The 25,153-nt window shown below is 42.3% G+C and carries 28 protein-coding genes and 1 tRNA gene; 3 read left to right on the top strand and 26 right to left on the bottom strand.

Annotated elements, in window-relative coordinates:
* A complete protein-coding gene (locus MK396_RS08920) occupies window positions 1-1,977 on the bottom strand; it encodes a peptide ABC transporter substrate-binding protein (protein ID WP_268724330.1) in 1,977 nt (658 codons plus the stop codon).
* A 306-nt stretch (window positions 1,978-2,283) separates the two neighbouring features.
* On the opposite strand from MK396_RS08920, the gene MK396_RS08925 reads away from it, so the two are divergent.
* Window positions 2,284-2,354 (top strand) — tRNA-Cys (locus MK396_RS08925).
* A 148-nt stretch (window positions 2,355-2,502) separates the two neighbouring features.
* Here MK396_RS08925 and MK396_RS08930 read toward each other — a convergent pair.
* The 11 genes from MK396_RS08930 to MK396_RS08980 all read right to left on the bottom strand — a co-directional run bounded on the left by MK396_RS08930 (window position 2,503) and on the right by MK396_RS08980 (window position 11,291).
* Window positions 2,503-3,834: a hemolysin family protein gene (locus MK396_RS08930; RefSeq protein ID WP_000390009.1), complete on the bottom strand. Its 1,332-nt coding sequence runs from the start codon at window positions 3,832-3,834 to the stop codon at window positions 2,503-2,505.
* A 125-nt stretch (window positions 3,835-3,959) separates the two neighbouring features.
* A complete protein-coding gene (locus MK396_RS08935) occupies window positions 3,960-4,793 on the bottom strand; it encodes a DNA/RNA non-specific endonuclease (protein ID WP_268724331.1) in 834 nt (277 codons plus the stop codon).
* A gap of 40 nt (window positions 4,794-4,833) precedes the next feature.
* Complete coding sequence (locus MK396_RS08940; protein ID WP_061415718.1) at window positions 4,834-5,028, bottom strand: DNA-directed RNA polymerase subunit beta; 195 nt, start codon at window positions 5,026-5,028, stop codon at window positions 4,834-4,836.
* The gene (murA, locus tag MK396_RS08945) at window positions 5,015-6,298 is read right to left on the bottom strand and encodes a UDP-N-acetylglucosamine 1-carboxyvinyltransferase (protein WP_268724332.1); all 1,284 of its coding nucleotides are present in this window, start codon (window positions 6,296-6,298) and stop codon (window positions 5,015-5,017) included. Before murA ends, MK396_RS08940 begins: the two co-directional genes overlap by 14 nt.
* 23 nt (window positions 6,299-6,321) lie before the next feature.
* On the bottom strand, window positions 6,322-6,552 hold the full coding sequence (locus tag MK396_RS08950; protein WP_268724333.1) for a DUF1146 family protein: 231 nt from the start codon (window positions 6,550-6,552) through the stop codon (window positions 6,322-6,324).
* 55 nt (window positions 6,553-6,607) lie between these two features.
* On the bottom strand, window positions 6,608-7,645 hold the full coding sequence (locus MK396_RS08955) for a SepM family pheromone-processing serine protease (RefSeq protein WP_009730682.1): 1,038 nt from the start codon (window positions 7,643-7,645) through the stop codon (window positions 6,608-6,610).
* Window positions 7,629-8,117 carry a pantetheine-phosphate adenylyltransferase gene (gene coaD, locus MK396_RS08960; RefSeq protein ID WP_254734014.1) on the bottom strand — a complete coding sequence of 163 codons (489 nt, stop codon included), beginning with the start codon at window positions 8,115-8,117 and terminating at the stop codon, window positions 7,629-7,631. The genes MK396_RS08955 and coaD overlap by 17 nt, the downstream gene beginning before the upstream one ends.
* A complete protein-coding gene (gene rsmD, locus MK396_RS08965) occupies window positions 8,107-8,646 on the bottom strand; it encodes a 16S rRNA (guanine(966)-N(2))-methyltransferase RsmD (RefSeq protein ID WP_254734012.1) in 540 nt (179 codons plus the stop codon). The genes coaD and rsmD overlap by 11 nt, the downstream gene beginning before the upstream one ends.
* A 64-nt stretch (window positions 8,647-8,710) precedes the next feature.
* Window positions 8,711-9,703: an aspartate--ammonia ligase gene (asnA, locus tag MK396_RS08970; protein ID WP_000747987.1), complete on the bottom strand. Its 993-nt coding sequence runs from the start codon at window positions 9,701-9,703 to the stop codon at window positions 8,711-8,713.
* A 109-nt stretch (window positions 9,704-9,812) separates the two neighbouring features.
* A complete protein-coding gene (locus tag MK396_RS08975; protein WP_198460153.1) occupies window positions 9,813-10,496 on the bottom strand; it encodes a Bax inhibitor-1/YccA family protein in 684 nt (227 codons plus the stop codon).
* A gap of 54 nt (window positions 10,497-10,550) precedes the next feature.
* Complete coding sequence (locus MK396_RS08980) at window positions 10,551-11,291, bottom strand: TrmH family RNA methyltransferase (RefSeq protein WP_268724334.1); 741 nt, start codon at window positions 11,289-11,291, stop codon at window positions 10,551-10,553.
* 33 nt (window positions 11,292-11,324) lie between these two features.
* On the opposite strand from MK396_RS08980, the gene MK396_RS08985 reads away from it, so the two are divergent.
* Entirely contained in the window at window positions 11,325-11,603 is a 279-nt protein-coding gene (locus MK396_RS08985) for an acylphosphatase (protein WP_001174619.1), read from the top strand.
* Between the two features lie 77 nt (window positions 11,604-11,680).
* Window positions 11,681-12,610, top strand: coding sequence for a membrane protein insertase YidC (gene yidC / locus MK396_RS08990; RefSeq protein WP_268724366.1), 930 nt, complete (start codon window positions 11,681-11,683; stop codon window positions 12,608-12,610).
* Window positions 12,611-12,682: 72 nt separating this feature from the next.
* Here the strand turns inward: yidC and pflA are convergent, their stop codons facing one another.
* The 14 genes from pflA to MK396_RS09060 form a co-directional block, all read right to left on the bottom strand.
* On the bottom strand, window positions 12,683-13,477 hold the full coding sequence (gene pflA / locus MK396_RS08995) for a pyruvate formate-lyase-activating protein (RefSeq protein ID WP_268724335.1): 795 nt from the start codon (window positions 13,475-13,477) through the stop codon (window positions 12,683-12,685).
* 121 nt (window positions 13,478-13,598) lie between these two features.
* On the bottom strand, window positions 13,599-14,855 hold the full coding sequence (locus MK396_RS09000; RefSeq protein ID WP_268724336.1) for a diaminopimelate decarboxylase: 1,257 nt from the start codon (window positions 14,853-14,855) through the stop codon (window positions 13,599-13,601).
* Window positions 14,856-14,921: 66 nt separating this feature from the next.
* Entirely contained in the window at window positions 14,922-15,749 is an 828-nt protein-coding gene (gene purR, locus MK396_RS09005; RefSeq protein ID WP_002874197.1) for a pur operon repressor, read from the bottom strand.
* Window positions 15,750-15,853: 104 nt separating this feature from the next.
* Entirely contained in the window at window positions 15,854-16,795 is a 942-nt protein-coding gene (locus MK396_RS09010; RefSeq protein WP_070567750.1) for a 3'-5' exoribonuclease YhaM family protein, read from the bottom strand.
* On the bottom strand, window positions 16,785-18,041 hold the full coding sequence (gene rmuC, locus MK396_RS09015) for a DNA recombination protein RmuC (protein ID WP_268724337.1): 1,257 nt from the start codon (window positions 18,039-18,041) through the stop codon (window positions 16,785-16,787). Before rmuC ends, MK396_RS09010 begins: the two co-directional genes overlap by 11 nt.
* Window position 18,042: 1 nt before the next feature.
* Window positions 18,043-18,705, bottom strand: a complete 663-nt coding sequence (locus MK396_RS09020) for a thiamine diphosphokinase (RefSeq protein WP_268724338.1) — start codon at window positions 18,703-18,705, stop codon at window positions 18,043-18,045.
* Window positions 18,668-19,324 (bottom strand): ribulose-phosphate 3-epimerase, encoded by a 657-nt coding sequence (rpe, locus tag MK396_RS09025; protein WP_268724339.1) that lies wholly within the window; start codon window positions 19,322-19,324, stop codon window positions 18,668-18,670. Before rpe ends, MK396_RS09020 begins: the two co-directional genes overlap by 38 nt.
* A gap of 10 nt (window positions 19,325-19,334) precedes the next feature.
* Entirely contained in the window at window positions 19,335-20,213 is an 879-nt protein-coding gene (gene rsgA / locus MK396_RS09030; protein WP_268724340.1) for a ribosome small subunit-dependent GTPase A, read from the bottom strand.
* A 1-nt stretch (window position 20,214) separates the two neighbouring features.
* Window positions 20,215-21,087 (bottom strand): 16S rRNA (adenine(1518)-N(6)/adenine(1519)-N(6))-dimethyltransferase RsmA, encoded by an 873-nt coding sequence (gene rsmA, locus MK396_RS09035; protein ID WP_268724341.1) that lies wholly within the window; start codon window positions 21,085-21,087, stop codon window positions 20,215-20,217.
* A gap of 12 nt (window positions 21,088-21,099) precedes the next feature.
* On the bottom strand, window positions 21,100-21,396 hold the full coding sequence (locus MK396_RS09040) for a hypothetical protein (protein ID WP_268724342.1): 297 nt from the start codon (window positions 21,394-21,396) through the stop codon (window positions 21,100-21,102).
* A 227-nt stretch (window positions 21,397-21,623) separates the two neighbouring features.
* Entirely contained in the window at window positions 21,624-22,475 is an 852-nt protein-coding gene (locus MK396_RS09045; protein WP_268724343.1) for an SDR family NAD(P)-dependent oxidoreductase, read from the bottom strand.
* A gap of 11 nt (window positions 22,476-22,486) precedes the next feature.
* Window positions 22,487-23,050: a ribonuclease M5 gene (gene rnmV / locus MK396_RS09050; RefSeq protein WP_268724344.1), complete on the bottom strand. Its 564-nt coding sequence runs from the start codon at window positions 23,048-23,050 to the stop codon at window positions 22,487-22,489.
* Entirely contained in the window at window positions 23,050-23,826 is a 777-nt protein-coding gene (locus MK396_RS09055) for a TatD family hydrolase (protein ID WP_268724345.1), read from the bottom strand. Before MK396_RS09055 ends, rnmV begins: the two co-directional genes overlap by 1 nt.
* A 133-nt stretch (window positions 23,827-23,959) precedes the next feature.
* Window positions 23,960-25,099, bottom strand: a complete 1,140-nt coding sequence (locus tag MK396_RS09060; RefSeq protein WP_070567734.1) for a tyrosine-type recombinase/integrase — start codon at window positions 25,097-25,099, stop codon at window positions 23,960-23,962.
* Between the last annotated feature and the right edge of the window lie 54 nt (window positions 25,100-25,153).

The following is a 25,153-nucleotide window of genomic DNA, read 5'->3' on the forward strand; positions in this document are numbered from 1 at the left end:
TTATTTAACGTGATTCGTCAATTCTTTTTGAACTTTTTCGTTTGATTCTTTTTTCTCTTTGAGCCATTTTTCACGAGCTTGTTCATAGTCAGCTTTTGTTACAACCTTGTCTTGTAACTGAATATACTTGAAGTATACGTCTGAGCCCTTATCTCCAGATTGGCTGTATGATGCTGTGAATGGTACAACACGAGAAATGAATGGTGCAGCACCACTACCTGACATAGCTGGCAAGAAGAGGGAGCTGTCTGTCAACCAAGCTTGAGCAGCCGCATATTTTTCATAACGAACATTCAAGTCGTTGGTTTCTTTTGCAGCTTCATCAACTAACTTATCGTATTCTTTCAAACCAACTTGTGCAGCCGCTGCATTTGCTGGATCGTCATAACCCATATAAGTTTTTGTTTGCTCGCTGTTAGTTGTTTTCAAGATATCAAGATAAGTTGATGGATCTTCATAGTCTGGGTTCCATCCAACTGCTCCTGAGAGATCCCAATCTTCTGCTGCAGCGTTTGCAGCATAGTATGTGATATTGTTCAACTCATCTTTAGAAATTTGTTGAATATCAATGACTACATTGCCTTCACCAAGTACTGTTTCAACGGATTGTTTGAAGGATTGGATACGTGCGATATAGTTCTTAGCAGTTTGGTCTACTGGGATATCCAAGTGGATAGGGAATTTCACACCTTCTGCTTCCAATGCTGTTTTGGCTTTGGCAAATTCGGCTTTGGCTTTATCGGCGTTGAAAAGTCCATCTTGACCATCTGCAAAGTTTACATTCTTCCACTCATCACCGTAAGCAGCCATCTTATCAGTTACCAAGTCACCGAAAGTTTTTTCGCCTGCAGAGACAAAGTCTGGTTTCACAAAGAGGTTACGAACTGCAAGAGGAGCACCTTCCTTACCATTTACTTGAGCTGAGTAAGAAGTACGGTCAAAGGCAAAGTTCAAGGCCTGACGGAAGTCCTTGTTAAGAAGGGCTTTCTTAGTAGAAGACTTTTCTTCATCAGTTGTCTTAGAAGTGTATTTGTAACTTTGACGGTCAATATTCACACCCAAACCAAAAACACCAGGTCCTGATGGAGTGTAGAAGATATTTTCCTTGTAAGTCTCTTCTACTTTAGAATAGTTTGAACTTGTTGGGAAGAGACGAGCATAGCTATAGGCTCCACTTGTAAAGTTACGTTCAATTGATTCTTGGTCTGACCCATCATAGAAAGCAAGGGTTACTTTATCAATGTGAACATTATCTTTGTCCCAGTAGTTTTCATTCTTAGCGAACTCGATAGAAGATTTAGCAGTCAGACCTTTCAGTAAGAATGGACCATTGTAAAGCAATGATGTAGGGTCAGTTGCTTTGGCAAAGTCAGCCCCTTTTGATTTTTCAAAATCTTCGTTCAATGGCCAGAAGATTGAGTAGGCCATCTTAGAATTCCAGTATGGTTCTGGCTGGTTCAAAGTATACTCAAGAGTATAATCATCAACTGCCTTTACACCGACTGAAGAAAAGTCTTTATTGTTTCCAGCTTTATAGTCAGCTAGACCTTTAACTGAATCTTCTGCTAGGTAAAGTGCTTCTGATTTTTTATCAGCCGCGTGTTTCAAGCCATTTACAAAGTCTTTGGCTGTTACTTCAGCATACTCTTCGCCATCTGATGTCATCCATTTAACACCTTTACGAATCTTGTATGTATAAGTCAAACCATCTTTTGAAACGGACCAGTCTTCTGCAACTGCAGGGACTAGATTCCCATACTTGTCGTTTGTGAAGAGACCATCGATACCATTTGAAGTGGCAATCTTAGTACTTTGTTTCCCTGAAATGAGGTAATCCAACGTTTCTGGGTCAGCTGAATAAACATAGCCATAATTTTTTGGCGCTGTTGAATCAGATGATTTAGAACTGCAGGCAGCTAGTACGCCAGTCGCTAATAAGGCAACCCCTGCTACAACCAATACTCTGCTTTTTTTCATGTATATAACTCCTCTTGAAAAATTTAGGCTTATTGGAAATTATAACATATATCTTCTAAAAAGTAAACGAATTTTCAGAATATTTAGGCGTATATCTACAAAAAACTTCTCTTTGTCAGAATTTCCCCATTCTTTATTTGTATTTATAAGAAAAGAAAATTAATTTGTCTAGCTCTGTAAGCTTCATTTTTACAAGTTGCTTTTCCCTTTTTTCTTCACATGACATAATCTATCTTCTTAAATTGGATTTTAGTATAAGAAACTATTGACGGGAAATGATTTTCAAGGTATAATAATAAACGTTGAGGCGGTATAGCCAAGTGGTAAGGCACGGCTCTGCAAAAGCTTGATCGTCGGTTCAAATCCGTCTACCGCCTTTCAGTACCTGAATTAACAGGAATTAACCGAATGAAAAGCCCGTAAAATCGGGCTTTTTTTATTTTTCTTCAGATAAATACGGATAACTTCGAAAAACTTTTGGGGCGAATTTTGGGAAAATATAAAGCAGTGACTCAAGTCACTGCTTTATTCTGTTTCTTCTTCAGTCTCTATTTCAGTGATTTGGACTTTTACCTTGGTAACACGTCCGTTTTTCACCTTGTCATTGGTTAGGATGATTTGTTTGTTTTGGCTGACCAATTCATAACTGAGTTTTTCAGTCGTTGGAATCATTCCCACACCCGTCAAATAATAACCAGCGATGGTATCCACATCATCACTTTCCAGTTCTACATCAAAGTAGTCATTAAAATCATTAAGATTCATGGTACCTTGAACGATATAGGTGTCTTCTCCTATTTGATGGACTTCAATTTCAGCCTTGTCAGTCTCATCATCAATCTCACCAACAATTTCTTCTAAGAGGTCTTCCAGAGTTACCAAACCAGCCATTCCACCGTATTCATCTAACAAGATAGCCATTTGATTTTGGGTATTTCGAAGTTCTTTAAGAAGATCGTCCACAAAGATAGTCTCAGGAACAAACAGTGGCGTTTGGAGAATTCGTTTCCAGACAATATTGTCAAAGCCATCCACAAAAGCAGCATTCAACAAGCGCTTGGTGTGAATCAAACCAATAACATTATCCTTATCCCCATCATAAACAGGGATACGTGAGAAATTTTGCTTTAAAATACTCTCGATAATCGTTTGACTGTCATCCTGAATATCCACCATAAAGGCATCTGTTCGAGGCACCATTACCTCACGAGCCATTAGTTCATCTAAAGAAAAGACTCCCTGTAGCATTTCAATCTCATCTGCATCCAGTGTTTCTTCGCTGTTAGTGAGCATGTACTCAATTTCATCACGTGTCATCTTTTCATCAGCATCATCAAAGGTCATTGGCGTCACACGGCTCAATAGATTCGTTGAGGCTGACAAAAGCCAAACAAAGGGACTGACAATTTTCCCCAAACCAATAATGACTGGCGCTGTTCGGATAGCCAAGGTATCTTTCAGATTTAGAGCAATTCTCTTGGGATAAAGTTCCCCAAAAACAATGGAAATATAGGTCAAAAACGCTAAAGATAGAAAACTTGCAATAGCGGAAGCTGTCTCACTGTTTCCTATCCAAGATGCAATTTCGCGTCCTAGAGTCTCCGCTAAACTGGCCCCAGACAAGATGGTAATTAACGTGATACCAACTTGAATCGTTGATAAAAAGTGGTTAGGATTTTCAAGTACCTTTAACAAACGGATGTAACGTTTGTCTCCCTCTTCTGCCTTTTGTTCTACTCGGGAACGGTTTAGTGATACCATTGCCATCTCAGTGGCTGAGAAAAAAGCATTTAACAAGGTCAAGATAAATAATAATACAAACTGTAGCAACAAATGCTGACTGCTCGGGTCTTCCATAGTCCTTCTCCTAAAATAGTATCTTGTGTTTCATTATATCATAAAATTCTTCAGGATTCACATTATTTTTCATTTAAACAACAACTCCCCTGCCTCTAGAAGACAAAGGAACTGTTTTATTGTATCTATTGTTTCTGATCTGTCACCGTTACTTGACCTGTTCGGTAATTAAGCTGGATTCCCTTTTGAACATTGGGGATTAGCACATTGAATTCCAATTCGCCATCTGAAGACTTGGCTTCGATTTGTGAAGCGGATGGAACTAAGTCCTCATTTGTCGCATAGTGGAGCGTCACCCGATAACGGACCCTCTTATTTTGGTCCAAGGCTTTTCTGACCAAACTCTCATAGTAGTTCTGACCTGTCGAATCTTCAGCCTGTGCTTGGTTTGCCCAAGCTGTCTGGACTGCAATGTTCTTGGGATTGCTGGTAGAGGCATCAAAACCATCCAAACCACCTATCAAGGCATAACCCAGCAGGTGTCCTCTATCGACTGCATGTGTATAGGCTCCCTTTAGATTCTTGACCTGATGCCATCCTGATGGCGTCCAGGAGGTTGAGCCGTTGCCTGTTTCTTCACGATTTTTATACTGCCGAGTCGCTTTGGATAAGATGGCATTGGCAACAGTTGGGACTGTTTCTTTTCCAACTGTCTTTGTCTTATTATCCGCATAGGGTTTGCTTGAAACCTTTGCATCTAGATTGGTTTTATTACCATTTACGACAAAGGCACCTGCCCCATTCCACTCGAGATCACCCTTGATTTGGTTTTTGATTGACTCAGTTAAGACACTTTCAGCTAGCTCCTGACTGGGAGCTTCTGAAGCTTGTTTTTTCTGACTAACCTTTGTTCTAGGGGTGTTTGGTGCTGTCTGCATCTGCTTGATATAGTAGCTTCCCGCAGCCAAGAGTACGAATAGAAGTAACCCTATCAGAGCTTGTCTTGTTTTTTTGTCCATTTTTCTCCTTATTTCTTTAGAAAAAGACTGGTCTCCCAGTCTAATTTCCTGTAAATTTGCTAATCAATTCCTGCCACTTTGCCGGAGACAATATTGCCCATGGATCCTGTCCCTTTCCTAGGATGCCATAGCCTACCATCAAGCCGATTCCTAAAGCAAGGAAACCTATCAAGAGAACAATAAAAATCAACAGTAGGCGGCGGAGTACATAGCGTAAGTTTTTATTCTTCTTCATCATTTGCCTCAATTCGCTGAATCTTCGCTCCTAGCTGAGCCAATTTCTCATGGAAGCGGTAGTAACCTCTATCAAGGTGGACTAATTTACCGACAACTGTTTCTCCTTGCGCCACCAAACCTGTCAAAATTAAAGCCGCACTAGCGCGAAGGTCCGTTGATAGAACTTCTGCCCCTTGTAAAGCTTGCCCCCCTACAATACGAGCTGTATCACGGATAATCTCTGAATGCAAGCCCATACGGCGCATTTCCTCCAAGTGTTGGAAGCGATTCTCAAACACCGTTTCCACCATGGTGGATTCCCCTTTTGCAACTGTCATCAGAGCTGTAAATTGTGCCTGCATATCTGTTGGAAATCCTGGATGTGGCAAGGTTTTTACATGAACAGCCTTGAGATTTTCAAGTTGAGAACGAACACGAATACCTTCAGATTCCTCTGTCACTTCAATACCCATCTCAAGTAGTTTTGAAATCAAGGGGCGATTGTGTTCCCAGACTGCATCACGAACGAGGACATCGCCACCTGTCATAGCTGCAGCCACCATAAAGGTTCCAGCTTCGATACGGTCCTGTACCACATTGTGGGTCGTACCATGGAGTTCCTCAACACCAATCACGGTGATTGTTTCTGTGCCAGCTCCCTTGACCTTGGCTCCCATTTCATTAAGGAAGATAGCGAGATCAACAATTTCTGGCTCACGCGCAGCATTTTCAATCACTGTCACACCATCAGCTAGAGTTGCTGCCATCATGAGGTTTTGTGTTGCGCCGACACTAGGGAAGTCCATGTAGATATGAGCGCCATGCAAGTGGTCTGCCTTGGCTTCGATGTAACCAGCTGCCTGAGTGATTTTTGCCCCCATAGCTTCCAAACCTTTGAGGTGGAGGTCGATGGGACGACTCCCGATGGTACATCCCCCTGGCATAGAAACTTTGGCATGGCCTACACGAGCAAGGATTGGCCCCAAGACAACGATGGATGCACGCATCTTGCTGACATACTTGTATGGAGCTTCCTCCGTGATATCACCAGTCGCATCGACCTCGACAACATGTGCTTCCTCATCAAAGTCCACCTTGGCATTCAGACCACGAACTACTTGATTCATGGTGAACACATCTGACAAGATGGGAACGTTCTGCAAGACTGTCTTACCCTTGCTTGCTAGAATAGTCGCTGCCAACAAGGGCAAGACTGCATTCTTTGCTCCCTCGATCGTCACACTCCCGACCAGACGATTATCCCCGCCTTGAACCACAATTTTTTCCATAGTTGTTTCCTTTACTTTTGATTTTATAATAGTCCTCTAAGCGCTTCTTGCCACAGCTGGTACAAACTGATAAAGAATGAACTCAAGATGTAGCCCATCACAATACTAAAGAAGCCGACCAACAGACGAACTTTTTTTGTGTTAGTAGCAGTTACTTTTAAAACCTTTTCCCATCTTACAAGATCTTTTAAAAGGTAAAAACTCAAATAAATAAAGAGTACATGACTACTTAGAGTGAATAATAATTGAACCATTTGACTATTATACCATCTTATCCGCTTGCGCGCTAGTTTTCGATTTTTCTACAAATTAGGGATTGTTTTTAAGGTAATCAATCGCATCCTGCAGGGTCTTAACAGGAACGATTTTCATCTCTGTTTTGATCGTTTTAGCAGCTTCTAAAGCTGTTTCATAGTTGCTTTTCGCATTGGGATCTGCTTTTTTTGCTTCCTCAGTGACTGGATTGTCAGGAGCAAAAAAGACGCTCGCTCCCTGACGAGAGGCTGCAACCACTTTTTTGTCAATTCCACCGATGTCACCAACATTTCCATCGCGATCAATGGTTCCCGTTCCCGCAACGATGCGACCATTACGAAGTCCTGGATCTGCTATCTGGGTGTAGATAGCTAAGCTAAACATGAGACCGGCACTTGGCCCGCCGATACCAGCTGTTGAAAAGCGAATTGGAACGTCACTGGTCACTTCCGTACGGTCAATCAAACCAATCCCAATCCCGTTTTTCCCGTTTTCGAGAGTGATAATTTTACCTTCTGCAGATTTGACTTTTCCGTCTTCTTCATAGGTTACCTTGACCGTGTCCCCTAATTGTTGAGAATTGACATAGTCGACCAAGTCTTTTGAACTGTCAAATGTTTTGTCATTAACAGCCGTCACTGTGTCTGCAATGTTCAGAATGCCTTTAAAAGTCGAATTGTCTGTCACGGTTAAGACGTAAACTCCCAGGTACTTGAGTTCGATATCCTTACCAGCCGTCTTTAATCCTTGATACTTGGCCATGTTTTGGGACGTTTGCATATAGAACTGATTGATCCGCATAAACTCTGCATCCGTAGAGCCACCCGTAGTCTCCTTAGCACTTCTAATATCCGTAAAAGGTGTTAACCAAGCATAGACAAGATGTGATAGGGTTGCGTGTCGAATACCGACTGTTACAAACTGATAAGCTCCTGCTTCTGTATCTTCTGTTTCATTGACTTTTAAAACTTGACGAATATCTTCCGCTCCACCTGGAACTTCTATGTAGTAGGGTAAAGGTACTACAAAAGCTAAAAAAGTCACTACTAGTGCTAGGATGACATATAAGGGCCATCTAGTTTTTTTCTTCATGTTCTAATTCCTCCACAACACTGTTTGGGACATATTGCTGAATCTCCTGACCAAACTTCAGAAGTTCTCTCATGGCTGAAGAGCTGATATAAAGATGCTCTGGACGACTATATAGGTAAATGGTTTCGATTTCTGGAGCCAGTTGATGATTGTAATAATCAAAACTATACTCGTATTGCAAGTCGGTGGCATTCCGCAAGCCACGGACAAGGGTCTTAGCACCCAATCTTCTTGCAACTTCGACTACCAATTCATCATGAGAAGCCAGCACCTCTACATTATCTAAATGCGCCACCGCTTTTTCGACTGCCCGTTTGCGGTTTTCAACAGGGAGAAAACCTTGTTTGTGGGGATTGTAGAACACCCCGACATAGAGCTTATCAAAGAGTTTGCTGGCACGTTCAATGATATCCAGATGTCCATTTGTCATCGGATCAAATGAACCTGTAAATAATCCAATTTTATCTGACATAGACTGTCACCTTACTCATCCCATATATTTTTTCCTTCCAGATGCCTAAGCAGGCGATTTCTTCTGGAAGTTCTACAGACTTATCGGTTTCGCAGACGACCATGACTTCTTCAGAGAAGAGATTTCTTTCTGCCATTTTTTCGATATCTGCAACGATTTGTTCCTTGGCATAGGGAGGGTCTAAAAAAATGAGATCGAAGGGTCCAGATACCTGCTCCAGAGCTCGTTCCGCATCCATCTTGAGGAATTGAAATTTTCCAACTTCCTTGGTCATCTGGATATTTTCAGCGATGATACCTTGTGCCCTTCTATCCCGTTCCACTAAGACAGCATGGGACACCCCTCTTGACACAGCTTCAATAGACAGACCACCACTGCCAGCATAGAGATCCAATACACGACCACCATCAAAATAGGGACCTATCATATTAAAGATAGCTCCACGCACCTTATCCGATGTTGGCCTCGTCGTCTTTCCTTCTAGCGTCTTGAGAGGACGCCCTCCGTAGATTCCTGATACGATTTTCATACCGTTTATTATACCAAATTATAGGCAAAAAGAGAAAGAAAACCGAACCTTGCGGTTCGATTCTCTACAAGATATTTTCGTAAGTATCGCGGACTTCTTGAGGCCAAACACTAGTCTGAACTTCTCCAATGTGTTTCTTGCGAAGTAAGAACATGGCCATCCGAGACTGTCCGATACCCCCACCGATTGTCAATGGGAAAAGGCCGTTAAGCAGGGCTTTATGCCATTCCAGCTCAAGCCGATCTTCGTCTCCTGTAAGAGCCACCTGGCGACGAAGTGTATCCTCATCTACCCGAATCCCCATTGAGGAAAGTTCAAAGGCACAACCAAGAGATTCGTTCCAAACTAGAATATCGCCATTCAACCCTTTGTAGCCATTTTCAGACTCTGTTGTCCAGTCATCGTAGTCAGGTGCACGGCCGTCATGAGGTTTGCCATCAGGCAACTCGCCACCAATACCAATCAAGAAGACAGCACCAAACTCTTTACAGATTGCATTTTCACGCTCTTTCGGTGTCAAATCTGGATAGCGTTCCACCAACTCTTCTGTATGGATAAAGGTGATTTGTTTTGGCAAGATGGATTCAATATCGTAGCGTGCTTCTACGGCTAGCTCTGTCAGACGAATAGCCTTGTAAATCTTCTCAACGGTTTCTTTGAGATAAGCGATATTGCGTTGACCATTTGGAATCACTTTTTCCCAGTCCCACTGATCTACATAAACTGAGTGAGTCGCATCAAGCGAATCTTCATCTGGACGAAGGGCCTTCATATGAACAAATAGACCTTCACCTTCTCCAAAACCAAAACGAGCTAAGGTGTGGCGCTTCCATTTGGCTAGTGAGTGAACGACTTCATAAGTTTCATCTGGAATCTGCAAGACCTTTACGGATACTGGATGTTCGACACCGGACAGGTTATCCTGCATCCCATCACCAACCTTGCTCAAGATAGGACCTTGAACTTCAACAACTTCTAACTTATCTTTCAAATACTGGGTAAAGGTGTTTTTGACAAAGGAAATCTCTTCTTGCTGATGGATAAAACTTTTCTTCATAAACGGCTCCTCAAAAATTAGTTAAAAGCATTATACACCTATTTCCAAGAAAAGAAAAGAGTAAATAAGAAAAAGTCAGTGCTCTTTCGAACACTGACTCTGTCATTCATTAATCGTTTCGACCAAAGATTCGTAAGATGCTAAGGAAGAGGTTGATAAAGTCTAGATAGATGCTGAGTGCCATTGAGATGATCCAACCTGTCGCTACTTGTCCTCGTGACTGCTCATAAACATAGCGAATCTTTTGGTTGTCCCAAGCAATCAAACCTGAGAAAACCAAGACCATGGCAATACTAATCATGTAGTCAAAGAAACTATTGGCTAAAAATAGATTGACAACCATAGCAATGATGAGACCAACAAGTGCCGCCATCAAAGCTCGGCCCATTCCACTCAAATCTTTCTTGGTGAAAATTCCGATCACCGCCATGACAAAGAAGAGAAGGGCACTGGATACAAAGGCTGATAAGACGGTCCCAGGTGTATAAAAGGCTACGACAAAACTGAGCGTAAATCCATTTAAAACAGAATAAACTAAAAATACTGGGAGAGCTGCTGGGCTGTTCTTCGCAGCCATGCTACTTGCAACAAAGACTAGAGCAAGTTCTGCAAAAGTTGCAATCATCAGCCAGAGACGGCCATGCATTAAAAAGTAGACCAATTGGGACTGAAAGACTGTCAACATCAAAGCTGATACGAGAGCCGATAGACCAATCCCAAGTCCCACAAAGGTATAAACCTTAGCGTAAAATTGATTGAGACCTGAACGTTCTTGAATAATCGTTTGATTCATTCTGATTCTCCTTTTTCTATAAATATGTCTTGATTATAACAAAGATTTTATAAATTAGCTGAAATAAAACATCAATATGCCTGCTGCAACTGCCACATTGAGACTCTCTGCCCGACCTTTCATGCCAATATGAACCAACTGCTCAGCACTCTCAACCATGGCAGGACTAATCCCCTGTCCTTCATTTCCCATGACTAAAGCAAAGTTTTCTAGGGGAGAAAGCTCACGATAATCCTTGGAATCTCTCGATAAAGTCGTTGCCAGAATGGGCAAGTTGCTCTTCTTTGCCCCTTCTACAAAAGCGGCAACTGACATACGATAGATGGGCAAGTGAAAATGACTTCCTTGCATGGAACGCAGGGTCTTGAGACTGTAGATATCTGCTGACTTGTCTGAAACAATAACCCCTGTAAAACCTGCCGCATCCGCAGTTCGAATCATGGTGCCCACATTACCAGGGTCTTGGACATACTCTAAAAACAGAAACTTGCCCTGACGAAAATCAGGCAGCCCCTCTTCTGCTTTTTGAATCACTGCAACAATCCCTTGAGGAGTTTGCGTATCTGCCAAATCCAGTAAAATCTCCTCTGAAACCCAGATAGCTTGAGGAAAAGCAGCTAGCTGATCTCGGTAACTTTCTAAGGCAAAAATCTTCTCAATCGTTACTCCTGCTTGAACAGCTTCTTCAAATAAGTGCCAGCCCTCAATCAAATAAGCAGACTTTCGATATTTTTTTTGATGCAATTTCTTGGCATTTTTTACCACAGAATTGGCTTTTGAGGTTATAATAGTCATAGAAATATTATAACACAATCAAAGGGGTTTGGTATGCAAAAGGTTAGAATGATTGCCCAAGGAAGGGTACAGGGTGTTGGTTTTCGCTGGGGTGTTTATACTTTAGCTCTTGAAATCGGTGGCATCACTGGTCGTGTCTGGAATAATGACGATGGCACAGTGGAAATTCTCGCTCAGGCAGACTCTTCTGCTACCATGGCAAAATTTATCCAAGAAATCCGAAAAGGTCCGACACCCTTTTCAAAAGTCACCTACCTGGATGTGCAAATGAGCAACTTTTCATCCTATCCCGACTTCAAAGTCGCAAATTAGGTCTCTAGAACTATTGTATATTTTACAAAAAAACAGTAGAATAGAAAGGTATAATTTTTAAAGAAGGAATGAAAACATTGAAATCTATTAAACGTTTTGCCCTCTCTGCTATGGGAGTGGCTATGCTACTCGTCTTGACAGGCTGTGTCCAAGTAGACAAAGCAACAGGACAACCTACTGGTTTTATCTGGAACACTATCGGATCGCCTATGGCAGAGGCTATCAAATACTTTGCCAATGATATGAACCTTGGTTTTGGGATTGGGATCATCATCGTAACGATTATCGTACGTTTGATTATTTTGCCACTTGGTATCTACCAATCATGGAAGGCAACACTTCACTCTGAAAAGATGAATGCTCTCAAACACGTGCTCGAACCACATCAAACACGCCTTAAAGAGGCAACAACTCAGGAAGAAAAACTAGAAGCACAACAGGCTCTCTTTGCTGCACAAAAAGAAAACGGCATCAGCATGTTCGGTGGTATAGGATGCTTCCCTCTCCTCATTCAAATGCCTTTCTTCTCTGCTATCTACTTTGCAGCCCAATATACTGATGGAGTATCTAGCTCTACCTTCTTGGGTATCAATCTCGGTTCCCCAAGTATGATCCTTGTCGCCCTCGCTGGTATCCTCTACTATCTCCAATCACTCCTTTCACTTCACGGAGTAGAAGACGAGATGCAAAGAGATCAACTCAAGAAAATGATTTACATGAGCCCACTCACGATTGTCGTCTTCTCCCTCTTCGCACCAGCCAGTGTGACACTTTACTGGGTTGTCGGTGGTTTCATGATGATTCTCCAACAGTTCATCGTTAACTATGTTGTTCGTCCAAAACTTCGTCAAAAAGTACGTGAAGAATTTGCCAAAAATCCACCAAAAGCAAGTTCAGCATCAACTACAGGCGGGCGAAAAGATATCACTCCTAACCAAGCAACTGCAATTACGACTACTAAGAAACATAAAAAACGTAATGTTGGTAAACAACATTCTAGAAAATAAAGTAACGGCTTAGCTGAAAGGCTAGGCCTTTTTTGCATCACAAAAGCCTGATGTTTCCATCAGGCTTCTTTTTTATCCATGTACACGTTTCATATAGTCTTGATAGCTTTCTGTATCCATGAGTTTTTTGGCATTCTTGACACGGTCTGCTGTTGGTGGTTTTACCCCTTCAAGTGAATAGGGAATTCCTAGTTCACGCCACTTGAATTCTCCCATAGTGTGATAAGGTAGGATTTCAAACTTGTCAACGTTTTTGAGGGTTTTGACGAATTTGCCGAGTTCAATCAAGTCCTCATCTCTATCTGTCAAGCCTGGAACCAACACATGGCGAATCCACACAGGCTTCCCAATATCTGATAGATATTTTGCACAAGCCAAGATGTTTTTATTGGTTTGGCTGGTAACAATTCTGTGTTGTTCATCGTTGATTTCCTTGATATCCAAGAGAACCAAATCTGTCACCGCCATGAGTTTATTAAACTTTTCGAGATAACGTGGTTTATTACGGAACGGAAGGGCACAGGTATCCAAGGTACAGTGGATTCCTTTTTCCTTGGCCTTGGTAAAGAGGGCAATTAGGAAATCAATCTGTAAGAGGGCTTCTCCTCCACTAACAGTGATTCCCCCTTTGTCTCCCCAGAAACCACGGTAGCGAAGGGCTTCTGTCAAGACATCGTCTACTGTCCGTTCGCGTGATTTATTGGTCTCCATAGCCCATGTATCGGGGTTATGGCAGTACTGGCAACGCATCTGACAGCCCTGCAAAAAGACAATAAACCGAATCCCAGGGCCATCTACCGCCCCAAAACTCTCTGTCGAATGCACCATTCCTGTCACTTGTCCATAGTCAATTGTTTCTTCAGACATATCGTCACCTTCCTTGAAACCGTTTTATAGTTTTATTATATCACGAGTAAGGTGAAAAACAAGGTTTTTTTGTCTATTTTTTAGAAAGCAATCTGTTTTTCACTTTCATTTTCAATTTCTTTTACTGATCCGATTCAAAATCAAAACCATACAAGGTTGCGAAATAGTCCTCAGGGCGCTCTGCACGGCGGATTTGGCGGGCTTTTCCTTCTTCGGTATAGAGGATTTCTGCCGAGCGTAGTTTGGCATTGTACTGATAACCCATGGAGAATCCATGTGCACCTGTATCATGAATTACCAGCAAATCACCGATTTCTGTATGAGGTAGTTCGCGATTCACTGCAAATTTATCATTGTTTTCGCAGAGTGAACCGACCACATCTACCACCTCAACTGGTCCGTCTGGATGAGTAAGATTCGTGATATGGTGGTAGGCTCCATACATGGCTGGGCGCATGAGGTTGACTGCTGATGCATCCACACCTAGATAGGTACGGTAGGTTTTCTTTTTATGAGTTACTTTGGTGACGAGAACTCCGTGAGGCGCCAGCATAAAACGGCCCAATTCAGTAAAAATCTTGACCTGACCAAGACCTGCTGGCGTAAGGACTTCTTCATAAACCTTACGTACCCCTTCACCAATCACAGCGATGTCATTTGGCTCCTGGTCTGGACGGTAATTGACACCAATACCGCCAGAAAGATTGATAAAGTCTAGCGAAATGCCCAACTTTTCCTTGATTTCAACAGCCAATTCAAAGAGCTGACGTGCCAACTCTGGATAATAGAGATGGGTGACAGTATTGGATGCTAGGAAGGAGTGAATCCCAAAAGTCTTGGCTCCTTTTTCCTTCAAAATCGCAAAGGCTTCAAAAAGCTGGTCCTTGGTCATGCCAAACTTGGCTTCTCCAGGATTGTCCATGATGTCTGTCCCTAGCTCAAAAACGCCTCCAGGATTGTAACGACAAGAGATGACTTCTGGAATGCCTGCCGCTCGCTCTAGATGTTCAATATCTTCAAAGGCATCCAAGTTAATGGTTGCGCCCAATTCACGCGCATAAGCGTACTCTTGGTCTGGGGTATTGTTAGAAGAGAACATGATTTCAGAACCCGGGAAATCCAGCTTGTGACTCATCAAGAGCTCCACGTAACTAGAACAGTCCACACCACAACCTTCCTCTTGGAGAATTTTCAAGATGGCTGGGGTTGGAGTGGCCTTGACTGCAAAATATTCTTTAAAACCCTTATTCCACGAAAAAGCCTTGTTTACCGCTCTTGCTTTTTCACGAATCCCCTTCTCGTCATACAAGTGAAAGGGAGTTGGGAACTCGGAAACAATCGTTTCTAAATCTTCACGGCTGATAAATGGTGTTTTCATAAGCATCCTTCTATTCTGTTTGCAAAGAAAGGCTGGGACAATCGTTCCAACCTTTAGTTCTATCTCTTATTTGTCTTCGTCAAAGATATTTCCAATCTCAACATCGATGGATTGGTTCTTGACATCAATATTGGTTACTTTCAAGAGTGACTTGTAATCAAACTGCTTTTCACGTTCTTCTTGGGCATTGTCTGCAAAGACTGCGACACCAGCTAGTTCCGAATCAAACTCACGCAAGAGACTAATCATCCCGTTGACAGTTCCGCCACCTTTCAAGAAGTCATCCACAATCAAGACACGACTGCCTGCCTTGAGACTACGTTTTGAAAGGAACATTTTCTCAATACGGTCACCGCTGGAACCTGATACGTAGTTGACACTGACCGTTGAACCTTCGGTAATTTTTAAGTCACGACGCACAATGACAAATGGAACATTGAGGACATTGGCAACTGCATTTGCAAGCGGAACCCCTTTAGTTGCTACTGTCATAACGGCATCGATTTTTTGGTCCATAAAGCTCTTGGCAATGATGCGTCCAATATTTTTCAAAATGGCAGGCGTACTGAGCAAATCAGACAGGTAGATATATCCACCTGGCAAGATACGATCGCTTTCTGAAAGTTTGTCACGCAAGTCTGCGATCATTTCTTTGGCTTCATGACTCGAGATTGATGGTGTAAAGATAACGCCACCACCTGCTCCAGTCACAGTCTGGATATGGCCGATTTCGATTTCCTCAAAGGCACGCTTGATAATCACGATATCCTCTGAAATCGATGATTTAGCAGATTCGTACTTTTCTGCAAAGGTATTGAGACTTGTTAGTTTGTATGGATTATTAATCAAATAGTTGGAAATGACAACCATCCGATCACTTCTTCTTAATTTCATTTTTATTTACCATTCCATTTAATTTTGATATTTTATCCATTATACCACATTCACATAAAAAAACGAACATTATTGCGTAAAAAATGCTCGTTTTTCTTAAATTATTAATCTAAATCTGGTTTATAGAAGGAACGATTGTCCATAGCGAAGATTTTATTGGTCATCTCTCCTTTATCCACCAAAGCTAGAGCCGTTGACATCATCATCATGCTGGCATCTAGATTGTCAATCATATGGATAATCTCTGCCTCCATAATGCGTGGACGAACCGGACTTCCATACTCCAGCAAGCCATGATGACTGAGAATGACATGGCGAAGGAGAACAACTTCTTCTCTGGTATCATCGATGCCGAGTTCCATGACTGTCTTGGTAATTTCGCTATCGATGAGGGCGATATGGCCAATGAGATTGCCTCGCACTGTGTACTCCGTCTGATCTGGTCCCGTCAACTCAATAACCTTGGCCAAATCATGCAGCATAATCCCGGCATAGAGGAGGCTCTTATTGAGCTGAGGATAGATCTCGCTAATGGCATCTGCCAAGCGCACCATGGTTGCTGTATGATAGGCCAAACCCGTTTCAAAGGCATGGTGGTTGGTCTTAGCAGCTGGATAGGAGTAGAATTCCTTATCATACTTGGTGTAGAGACTACGAACGATACGTTGCCAGACAGGATTTTCAATCTTGAAAATCATTTGCGACATGTAGTCACGGATTTCCTTAACATCAACTGGAGATTTGACCTTGAAATCAGCTGGATCATTGGGTTCCCCAGGCTGAGGCAAGCGGAGAGTAATTTGATTAACTTGAGGAGTGTTGTTATAAACTTCTCGACGTCCCTGCATGTGGACGACTTTCCCTGCGGTAAAGGCCTCAACGTTATGCGGTTGGGCATCCCAGAGTTTTCCTTCAATCTCGCCACTATCGTCTTGGAAGGTAAAGGCTAGGTAGTTTTTCCCAGCACGTGTCTGTCTCAGGTCAGCTGACTTAATCAGGTAAAAGCCTTCAAACAGCTCATCTTTTTTCATGTGACTAATCTTCATATTCTTCCTCATTTTCTTGGAAATGGAGTAGATCAAGCGCAGGCTCACCTTCTGATAACTCAATGTGACGGAGCGTCCGCTCGATAGCTGTGGTACGACGGTTTAATAATTCATCAATATTGCCAGAGGCATGTTGGAGATGCTTTTGTGCCTTGACCAGAATGCCACCAAACTTGCCAAACTCGGTCTTGACACTAGCAAGAGTCTTGCTGATATGATCTGCACTCTTTTGGATATTGAGAGTTTTGAAGCCAACTGATAGGGAGTTAAGTAGGGCTGATAGGGTACTTGGACCTGCGACAATAATCTGCTCCTCCCGTCTCAAATCATCAAAGAAGAGCGGATTGCGGACGATTTCTGAGTAGAGTCCCTCTGTCGGAACAAACAAAACTCCAAAATTGGTCGTCCGAGGTGGTGCTATGTACTTGCTCTTGATATCCTTGGCGAAACGCTTAACGCTTGCTAAGAGAGATTTACGACAGCGTTCAATTTCGTCCTTATCACCTGCTTCATAGGCTTCTTCTAAGCGGTAATAATCCGCCAGTGGAAACTTGGAGTCAATTGGTAGGTAGACATATTCCTGGTCGCCTTGCCCAGGCAACTTGATGGCGTATTCCACACGTTCACTGGAGTTTTCAACCGTTGCAAATTCTCGTTCGTACTGGGCAGGCGTCATGATGTCTTCGATGATTTGCCCCAGTTGCAATTCGCCCAGAATCCCTCTCGTTTTGGTTCCAGAGAGAACCTTGTTGAGTGCACCGACATCGCGGGCAACCGTCTGCATTTCTCCAAGGCCACGATTGACAGACTCTAGTTGCTTGGAAACTGTCTCGAAGGAAGCCTGCAAGCGCGTCTGCAAGGTCTTTTCTAGTTTTTCCTCGACCGTTTGGCGCATTTGTTCTAAACGTTGCTCATTTGATTCCTGCAAAGCTTGGAGACGTTGGTCGGTCTTATCTCTGGTTTGAAGGAGATTCTCGTTCATCTCCTGTCTAACTTGAGTCAGGCCTTGGTGCAACTCCATTCGCACTTCCTGCAAACGGTCACTGACAGCTACTTCTAAGTCTTTTTGATCTAGCTGACTGGCTTGCCTAGCTTGTTTAAAGCGGTAATCCAGTTGATCTGAAAGATTGTCTGCCTGATCCTCCAAACTCTTGGCTAGGTATTTGTCTTGCTTATCCTGCCTTTGCCAAATCAGAAAGAGCCCAGCTAGGTTGGCAATTAATAATAGTAATAATACAGTCTCCATCCTACCTCCTGTCCTTGCTATGCAACACGACGACATAGCCATCTGGGCAAGTTATCGAAACTTCCCTATCTATATATTCGTTAGAAGCGTACACTTTTTTAAAGAAAAAATTTTCCTCTGTCAATTCGTACTTGGCACCAAGAATAGTCAGCTGGCTATCCCGAACTGGCATAAAGGCTAGATAATCGTAGTCTGAACGGGGCTCTAGCTGACTGGTCCCTTCTGGACAATAGGCAATCAAGTTTTGCCCATCCTCAATCGCTATCTGGCGCATATAGGGGGCCAACTTGGGATTGCTAGGCAGGAAGACATTGGCCAGCATATGATCAATACGACCACCAAGAGCCCCAAAAATAGTGACCTGAGCCTGAGGATTTTGCTCAAAGATGGCCAAGAGAGCCAATTCCAAATCCGTGTCATCTTTTTCCGGATGGGCTTGGACAAAATGCCGGGCACGTTTTTGAATCAACTGACGCTCTTCTGCAGTCACAGAATCAAAATCCCCAACTGCTAGGGCGAGAGGAAGGTCTTCCTCCAAGACCCAAAGCGAGCCTCGATCCACACCGACAAAGGAATCAAAGTCCGTCCGGTAGTGACCGCGGTCTCCGCCTGCAAAAACGGCAACCTTAGTCCAGTTGTTTTCTGAGAGTTTGCACTCGTTCATTGACATCTCCCTTAAAGACATAGGATCCTGCTACAAAAACGGTCGCACCAGCTTCTTTGGCTTGAGCAATGGTCTGGTCATCAATCCCGCCATCCACTTCAATTTCAAAGTGCAAACCTTTTTCCTCACGAAGGGCAACCAACTCACGAACCTTGTCCATGGTTTCAGGTAGAAATGCCTGCCCACCGAAGCCAGGGTTAACTGTCATGACCAAGACTTGGTCAACTAGGTGAAGCACGTGCTTGATCGCCTCCACAGGCGTACCAGGATTGATAACAACCGAAGGTTTGACCCCTAGAGAACGAATTTTTTGGAGAGCTCCATGGATATGAGGCGTTGCTTCTACATGGATACTGATGATATCCGCTCCTGCACGCGCAAAATCTTCTAGATGATGCTCAGGATTTGATACCATCAAGTGGCAGTCAAAGACCATCTTGCTATGGGGGCGAAGAGCTTCAACCACACCTGCACCAAAACTGATTTGCGGTACAAAGTGACCATCCATGATATCGATATGGGCATAATCTGCCCCAGTTGCTTCTAGGCGTTTGATTTCACGTTCAAAGTTGGCATAATCTGCTGCCAGAATTGACGGAGCAATCTTGTATTGAGACATAGGTTTCTCCTTATTTTGGAATTTTTTTGCTGACTTTTATATAGGTTTCTCTGCGATTTTCAATTTCACTGAGGAATTGCAGATAATTGTCAAAACGGAAGGTTGCAATGATTCCTTCTTCAACAGCCGGCTTAACCGCACAGGACGGCTCATGGGTATGGGTACAAGTACGGAATTTACAGTCTCGACTGACACTAGCAATCTCTGGAAAAGCCTGATTGAGGTCTTCAGCCGTTGACACTTCATAATCCAGTGATGAAAAGCCTGGTGTGTCCGCGATTTTACCCCCATTGAGGTTGTAAAAACTAACAGCTCGAGTGGTATGACGACCGCGACCCAGACTGTCTGAGATTTCTCCTGTTTCAAGATTGAGGTCCGGTGCGATTTTATTGAGAAGGGTTGATTTCCCAACACCTGTCTGCCCCATGAAAACTGTAACCTTACCTGTCAACAGGGGCAGGAGCTCCTCCTTGCTGGTCACAAAATCGTAACCAATAGCACCATAGGTTTGTTGGTAAAAATCTAATTCTCCCCTATCTTCCAGCAAGTCTATTTTAGAAATATAGACGACAGGATGGATGCCCTTATGTTCTAAGAGTACTAAGAAGCGATCCAGCAAATTGCTATTAAAATCAGGCTCCTTAGCCGACATGATTACCACAGCTTGGTCAATATTGACAATAGGCGGACGGACCAGACTGTTTTTCCGTTCGTGAATCTTGAGAATATAACCTTCAGAATATTCCTCCGCAGAATAATCTACCCAATCCCCAACATAGGGTGTATGACCTTTTTTACGGAAATTTCCACGCGCGCGTGTTTGATAAACCTGACCGTCACTCTCCACATAGTAGAAGCCTGCCAAGGCTTTAATGATTTGTCCCTGCATCTTAGAGTCCTTGTCCTTTAAGCGCATCTGCTAGGCTAGCAAATTCTTCCAAGCTTAGTGCTTCCCCACGCACACTTGGTGACAAGCCTGCTTGGTCCAAAGCCTTGGTCAGCTTATCCTTGACTTCTTCGGTCTTGCCAAAGTAGCCTGTTAAGTTGTTCCACAAGGTCTTGCGACGATGAGTGAAACTAGCCTTGGATACCTTAAAGAAGAACTGTTCATCTTCTACTGCTACAGCAGGTTCTGGGCGGCGTACCATTTTCAAGATAGCCGAGTCCACATTTGGCGCTGGCACAAAGACTGTACGAGGCACGATGAAGGCAACCTTAGCTGTCATATAATACTGCACAGCAATCGACAAACTACCGTAAGCCTTGGTATTTGGCTGTGCTGAGATGCGATCCGCCACTTCTTTTTGCATCATGACCACAAACTCACTAAAAGGAATCCCACTCTCGATCAAGTGCATGAGAATAGGCGTTGTGATATAGTAGGGCAAGTTGGCAACTACCTTAATCGGCAGGTCTGGATTTTTGAAATTCTGGATATGCTGAGCTAGGTCAACTTTTAGAATGTCCTCGTTGACTACTGTTACATTGTCAAAATCACGTAAAGTATCTGCTAAAATTGGCACCAAACGGTGGTCAATCTCAAAGGCCATGACTTGAGCTGCACGCTCAGCCAAAAACTCTGTCAAGGCACCAATACCTGGCCCAATTTCGATAACATTGACCTGGTCATCAATTTCAGCCGTATCGACAATTTTTTGAAGAATATTGGTATCCGTCAGGAAATTTTGCCCGAAGGACTTTTTAAAGGTAAAACCGTGACGCTCCAGCACTGCCTTGGTCACGCTATAATCTGCAATTCTCATCTATTCTCTTTTCTAATATGAACGACGATATATCCAAACAAAATCATTTCCTCTAGAGCCCTGATGAATCAGGTCTTTTAAACAAACATTTGGATTCGTCAGTTCTTTTGTTTCCGTATTATAACTTGTTATTGTCTTTCCACCATGTCGAAGAAGCCATTCCGTATCCAATCCAGGCAGATATCTGTCCTTTTGAAGAAAACTACAAAGCCCCTCAACTGTCATATTCTCCGGGATATCAAGGTCCATCTGATGAGAAAAAACATCATCCCCAATACATACAGACTCTCTATCAACTCGGATTTTCATTTCACTCTTTCCTTATAAGTTTCTATTTGAACGCTATCAGAATAAATAGCCCTAGAAATAAATCAACTATAATACATCGTCATATATACGAGGAACTATTTAACATCCCTTAACTTATCCTGGCTTCTTCCATTTTCATTAGGAACACATCAAACAACTCCATATACGGTATTTTCACTCACTATTGAAACAACTTGTAAGATCTGTTCTATTTTTTAAAATCTTTATCATTCATCGTTTGAAAAAGTCAATTGCTCAAGTAAGGCATAGAGTTTTTTCTGCTCTTCTTCTTCGTAAGCAGATCTATTTGCTTTTACTTCCCTGCATTTCTCGTCATACAAAAAACCGTCATATCCGTCTTCTGTAGATAAGGCTGTGTAGACTTTCGCCATTTCTTCAGGACTAATCGAAAATCTTGACTTGATTTTATAAAGATTTTTCATAAAAGCGCTGAGGTGATTATAGCGGCGCATATCTACTTTGACATTGGTCACACGAATTGCTTGAATTTTAATATCTTTCCAATGTTTCCGCATATAAAGCGACAGCATCAACAAGGCTAATTTATTCTGATAATAAGTCTTAGCAGGACTGTAATGTTTTTGACCAGCTAAATTTTCAAAATCAAGTTTCATGAAGGGATAAAGCACTAGCCCCTGGGAAGAAATATTAATAATCCGTCCACTCTCTGACTTTTCCAACAAACCTTTCAACAGGAAAGAAAGCAGGAAGGGCGCAACAACATTGGTCGCAAATTGTTTTTCTAATCCATCCTTAGTCAGGATGGGCTTTTTGACTGATAAATCAAAGTCAGCTGCATTGTTAATTAGAACGTCTAGAACGTCTTCTTTTTGAATATACTGTTCCGCTGCTTTCCTGACACTCTTCATATCAGATAAATCAGCCAAGATATAATCTACATGTGGATTTCTTGTCTGCTGACGAATTTCCTCACAAGCTTGCTCGGCAGCCTCTTGCCGCCTACAAAATAGGGTCACTGACCACCCTTTCTCAGCTAACTGCCTTGCAGCTTGATAACCGATACCACTGTTACCACCGGTAATAATTACTTTTTTCATTTTTTACTCCTTTAAACTGAATATTTTGTCATAACTTCTTCCACTTCTGCCAAGGTTACGCCAAACAACTCTAAGCGCTTAAGGAGTTGCTTGCCATTGGAATAGCCGATGCGGAGCTGTTCGCCTAGATACTCTCTGCGCCTACGACTGTCTTCTCCCGCTAAGAAACCTAGGCGAATCAAGTCACCACGACTGATGTCAAACTCGTTCTCGTTTTCAAATTGCTCTGTCACTTGAGCCAGCGCTGTTTTTAAATCTTCATAGCTGGCGTGTTCAATTCCCAGAGAACGTCCCTTGGACTTGGATTTGGGAATAGCCTCATCTCGCTTGAGAAAAGCATGCTGAACTGTCGGAAGGGCCGTCATAATCATGCGACGAATGCGCTCACCGTTAAAGTCAGGATCTGTAAAGACAATGACCCCATGCAGTTCATGCAGGCGTTGAATTCGCTCTATATCTTGATCATTGATTGCCGATCCTCGTGTCTCATAGGTCTCTACGTCAAAGTAACGTTTGAGATTGGCCGTATCATCGCGACCTTCGACCACGATGACTTGGGAAATTTTTTCTTTCATCACTTGCTGTCCAATCCAAAGATACGCTCTGCATTTGCAGTTGTTACTGCGGCTAACTCCTCAGTCGTCATCCCACGCAAATCCGCGATAAAATCTACCACATAGCGAGTATAGGCTGTTTTGTTTTCACGGCCACGTTTAGGAACAGGAGCTAGGTAGGGCGCATCCGTCTCTACCAAAATCTTGTCTAAAGGAAGCTCTCTAGCAGCTTCTTGGACATCCGTCGCTTTTTTAAAGGTCACCACACCTGAGAAAGAAATAGTCATGCCAAGCTCGACAAACTTCTCAGCCCACTCGAGAGAGCCTGAAAATGAATGCATGATGCCACCACGAGGACCAACGCCCTCACTCTTGATAATCTCATAAGTATCTTCTAGCGCATCACGAGTGTGGACCACAAAAGGCAAGTTCAAATCCTTAGACAGCTGAATCTGACGACGAAAAACCTGCTCCTGTACTTCCTTAGGTGCTGTCATCCAATGGTAGTCCAGACCAATCTCACCTAAAGCAACAACCTTGTGATGTTTTAGCTTTTCAAGCAAGTAAGCTTCGACCTCATCTGTGTAAGTCCCTGCCTCCGTCGGATGCCAGCCAATAGTTGCGTAGAGCTGCTCATACTCATCTGCTAACTCTAGGGCTCGTTCAATGGTTAGCTTATCAAAACCAACAATATTCATCTGTGTCACATCCATCTCAGCAGCCAAGGCGAGTTCTTCTGCCTCGCGTCCTGCAAATTCTTCTACATTTAAATGTGTGTGCGTATCAAAAATATCCATACTATATTTCCCTCTCTTTCCTCAATATTCCTTAACTACCAGAATAAAAGAATTTCTTTCTTCTATACTTCCCTATATTTCCTCTAGTTTCTATTCACTTTGGTTAGTACTTGGTTAGTTCTATGGTTAGCATCTACAGATGAATTTGATTAAGTTTCTCTCTCAATTCATCCTGTATATTTTTTGTTACATGACTATAGATCCTTAAAGTGATAGATTCATCTCTATGTCCAACTCGCTCCATAATAGCCTTTATGGGTATCCCTATTTCAGCCAACAAACTAATATGAGAATGTCTAAGCATGTGAATATTATAGGATCTGTCCCCACCTAACACTACTTCACAAATATTTTTGATAAATCTATATAACAAAGGCTGCCTCATAATGTTACCTTGCTCAGTCACAAAAATGAACTCCTCATCAAAACAGTTCCTACGAAAGTACTCGATAATATCCAAGCAACGTTCACTTAGTACTATCGTTCTAACAGAACCTACTGTTTTCGTTGTCTGTAAGATTCTCTCATCATATCTATGAGCAACATAATCTATTGTATGATCAATTGTTAAAAGATTTGCTTTGAAGTTTACATCTTGATAGCGAACCCCTATAAACTCTGCGAAACGAAGACCAGTTAAAAAGATAAATTCCATTGCCAAAGCATAACGCTTATCTTTATTGTGACTTTCACAATACGATAAAACCTGTCCTAGTTCCTCTCTACTAATGAAATTATCCTTAGCTTTTTGCAACTTCTCATAGTCCGCTTTCTGCTTTGGAATTACCACCCCTTTAACTGGAGAATCAGAAATATATCCGACCTTTACAGCATAATTAAAGAGACCATTCAAATATATCTTCCGATTTTTTCTTGTTGAATTTTGAACATTCAAATTCATTAGATATGTTTGAACTATCTGAGTAGTATAATCTGATATTCTCAAATTTCCTACTGTTTCCATGAAAAGTTCTAAACTTTTCATCTCACTTCTATAACTAGAGGATTTTATCTCACTGGAACGAATCGTTTTCCATTCTTCTAATAGCTGACTAAAAACCATTTCTCCTAGCTGTTTCTTTTCAACTTCCTCTTTTGTAGGGGCTGTTAGAAGTTTTTCAATTTTTAGCGCTAAGCGACGTTTTGCTTCTGCTTGAGAAACTCTAGATTTTGATTTTAGAGTCACAGAAACTTGTTTCCACTTTTCCTCTCGTTCATGATAGAATTTCTCATAATAACGGTATTTCCCATTATCCAATTTTTTAAAAAACATTTCTTCTCCTTGTACTTTTGAAGCAAAGGAAAGCTATGTAGCATAGCTTAATTA

Origin of the sequence: Streptococcus oralis, from assembly GCF_026782235.1 — a bacterium.
GTDB lineage: Bacteria > Bacillota > Bacilli > Lactobacillales > Streptococcaceae > Streptococcus > Streptococcus oralis_CC.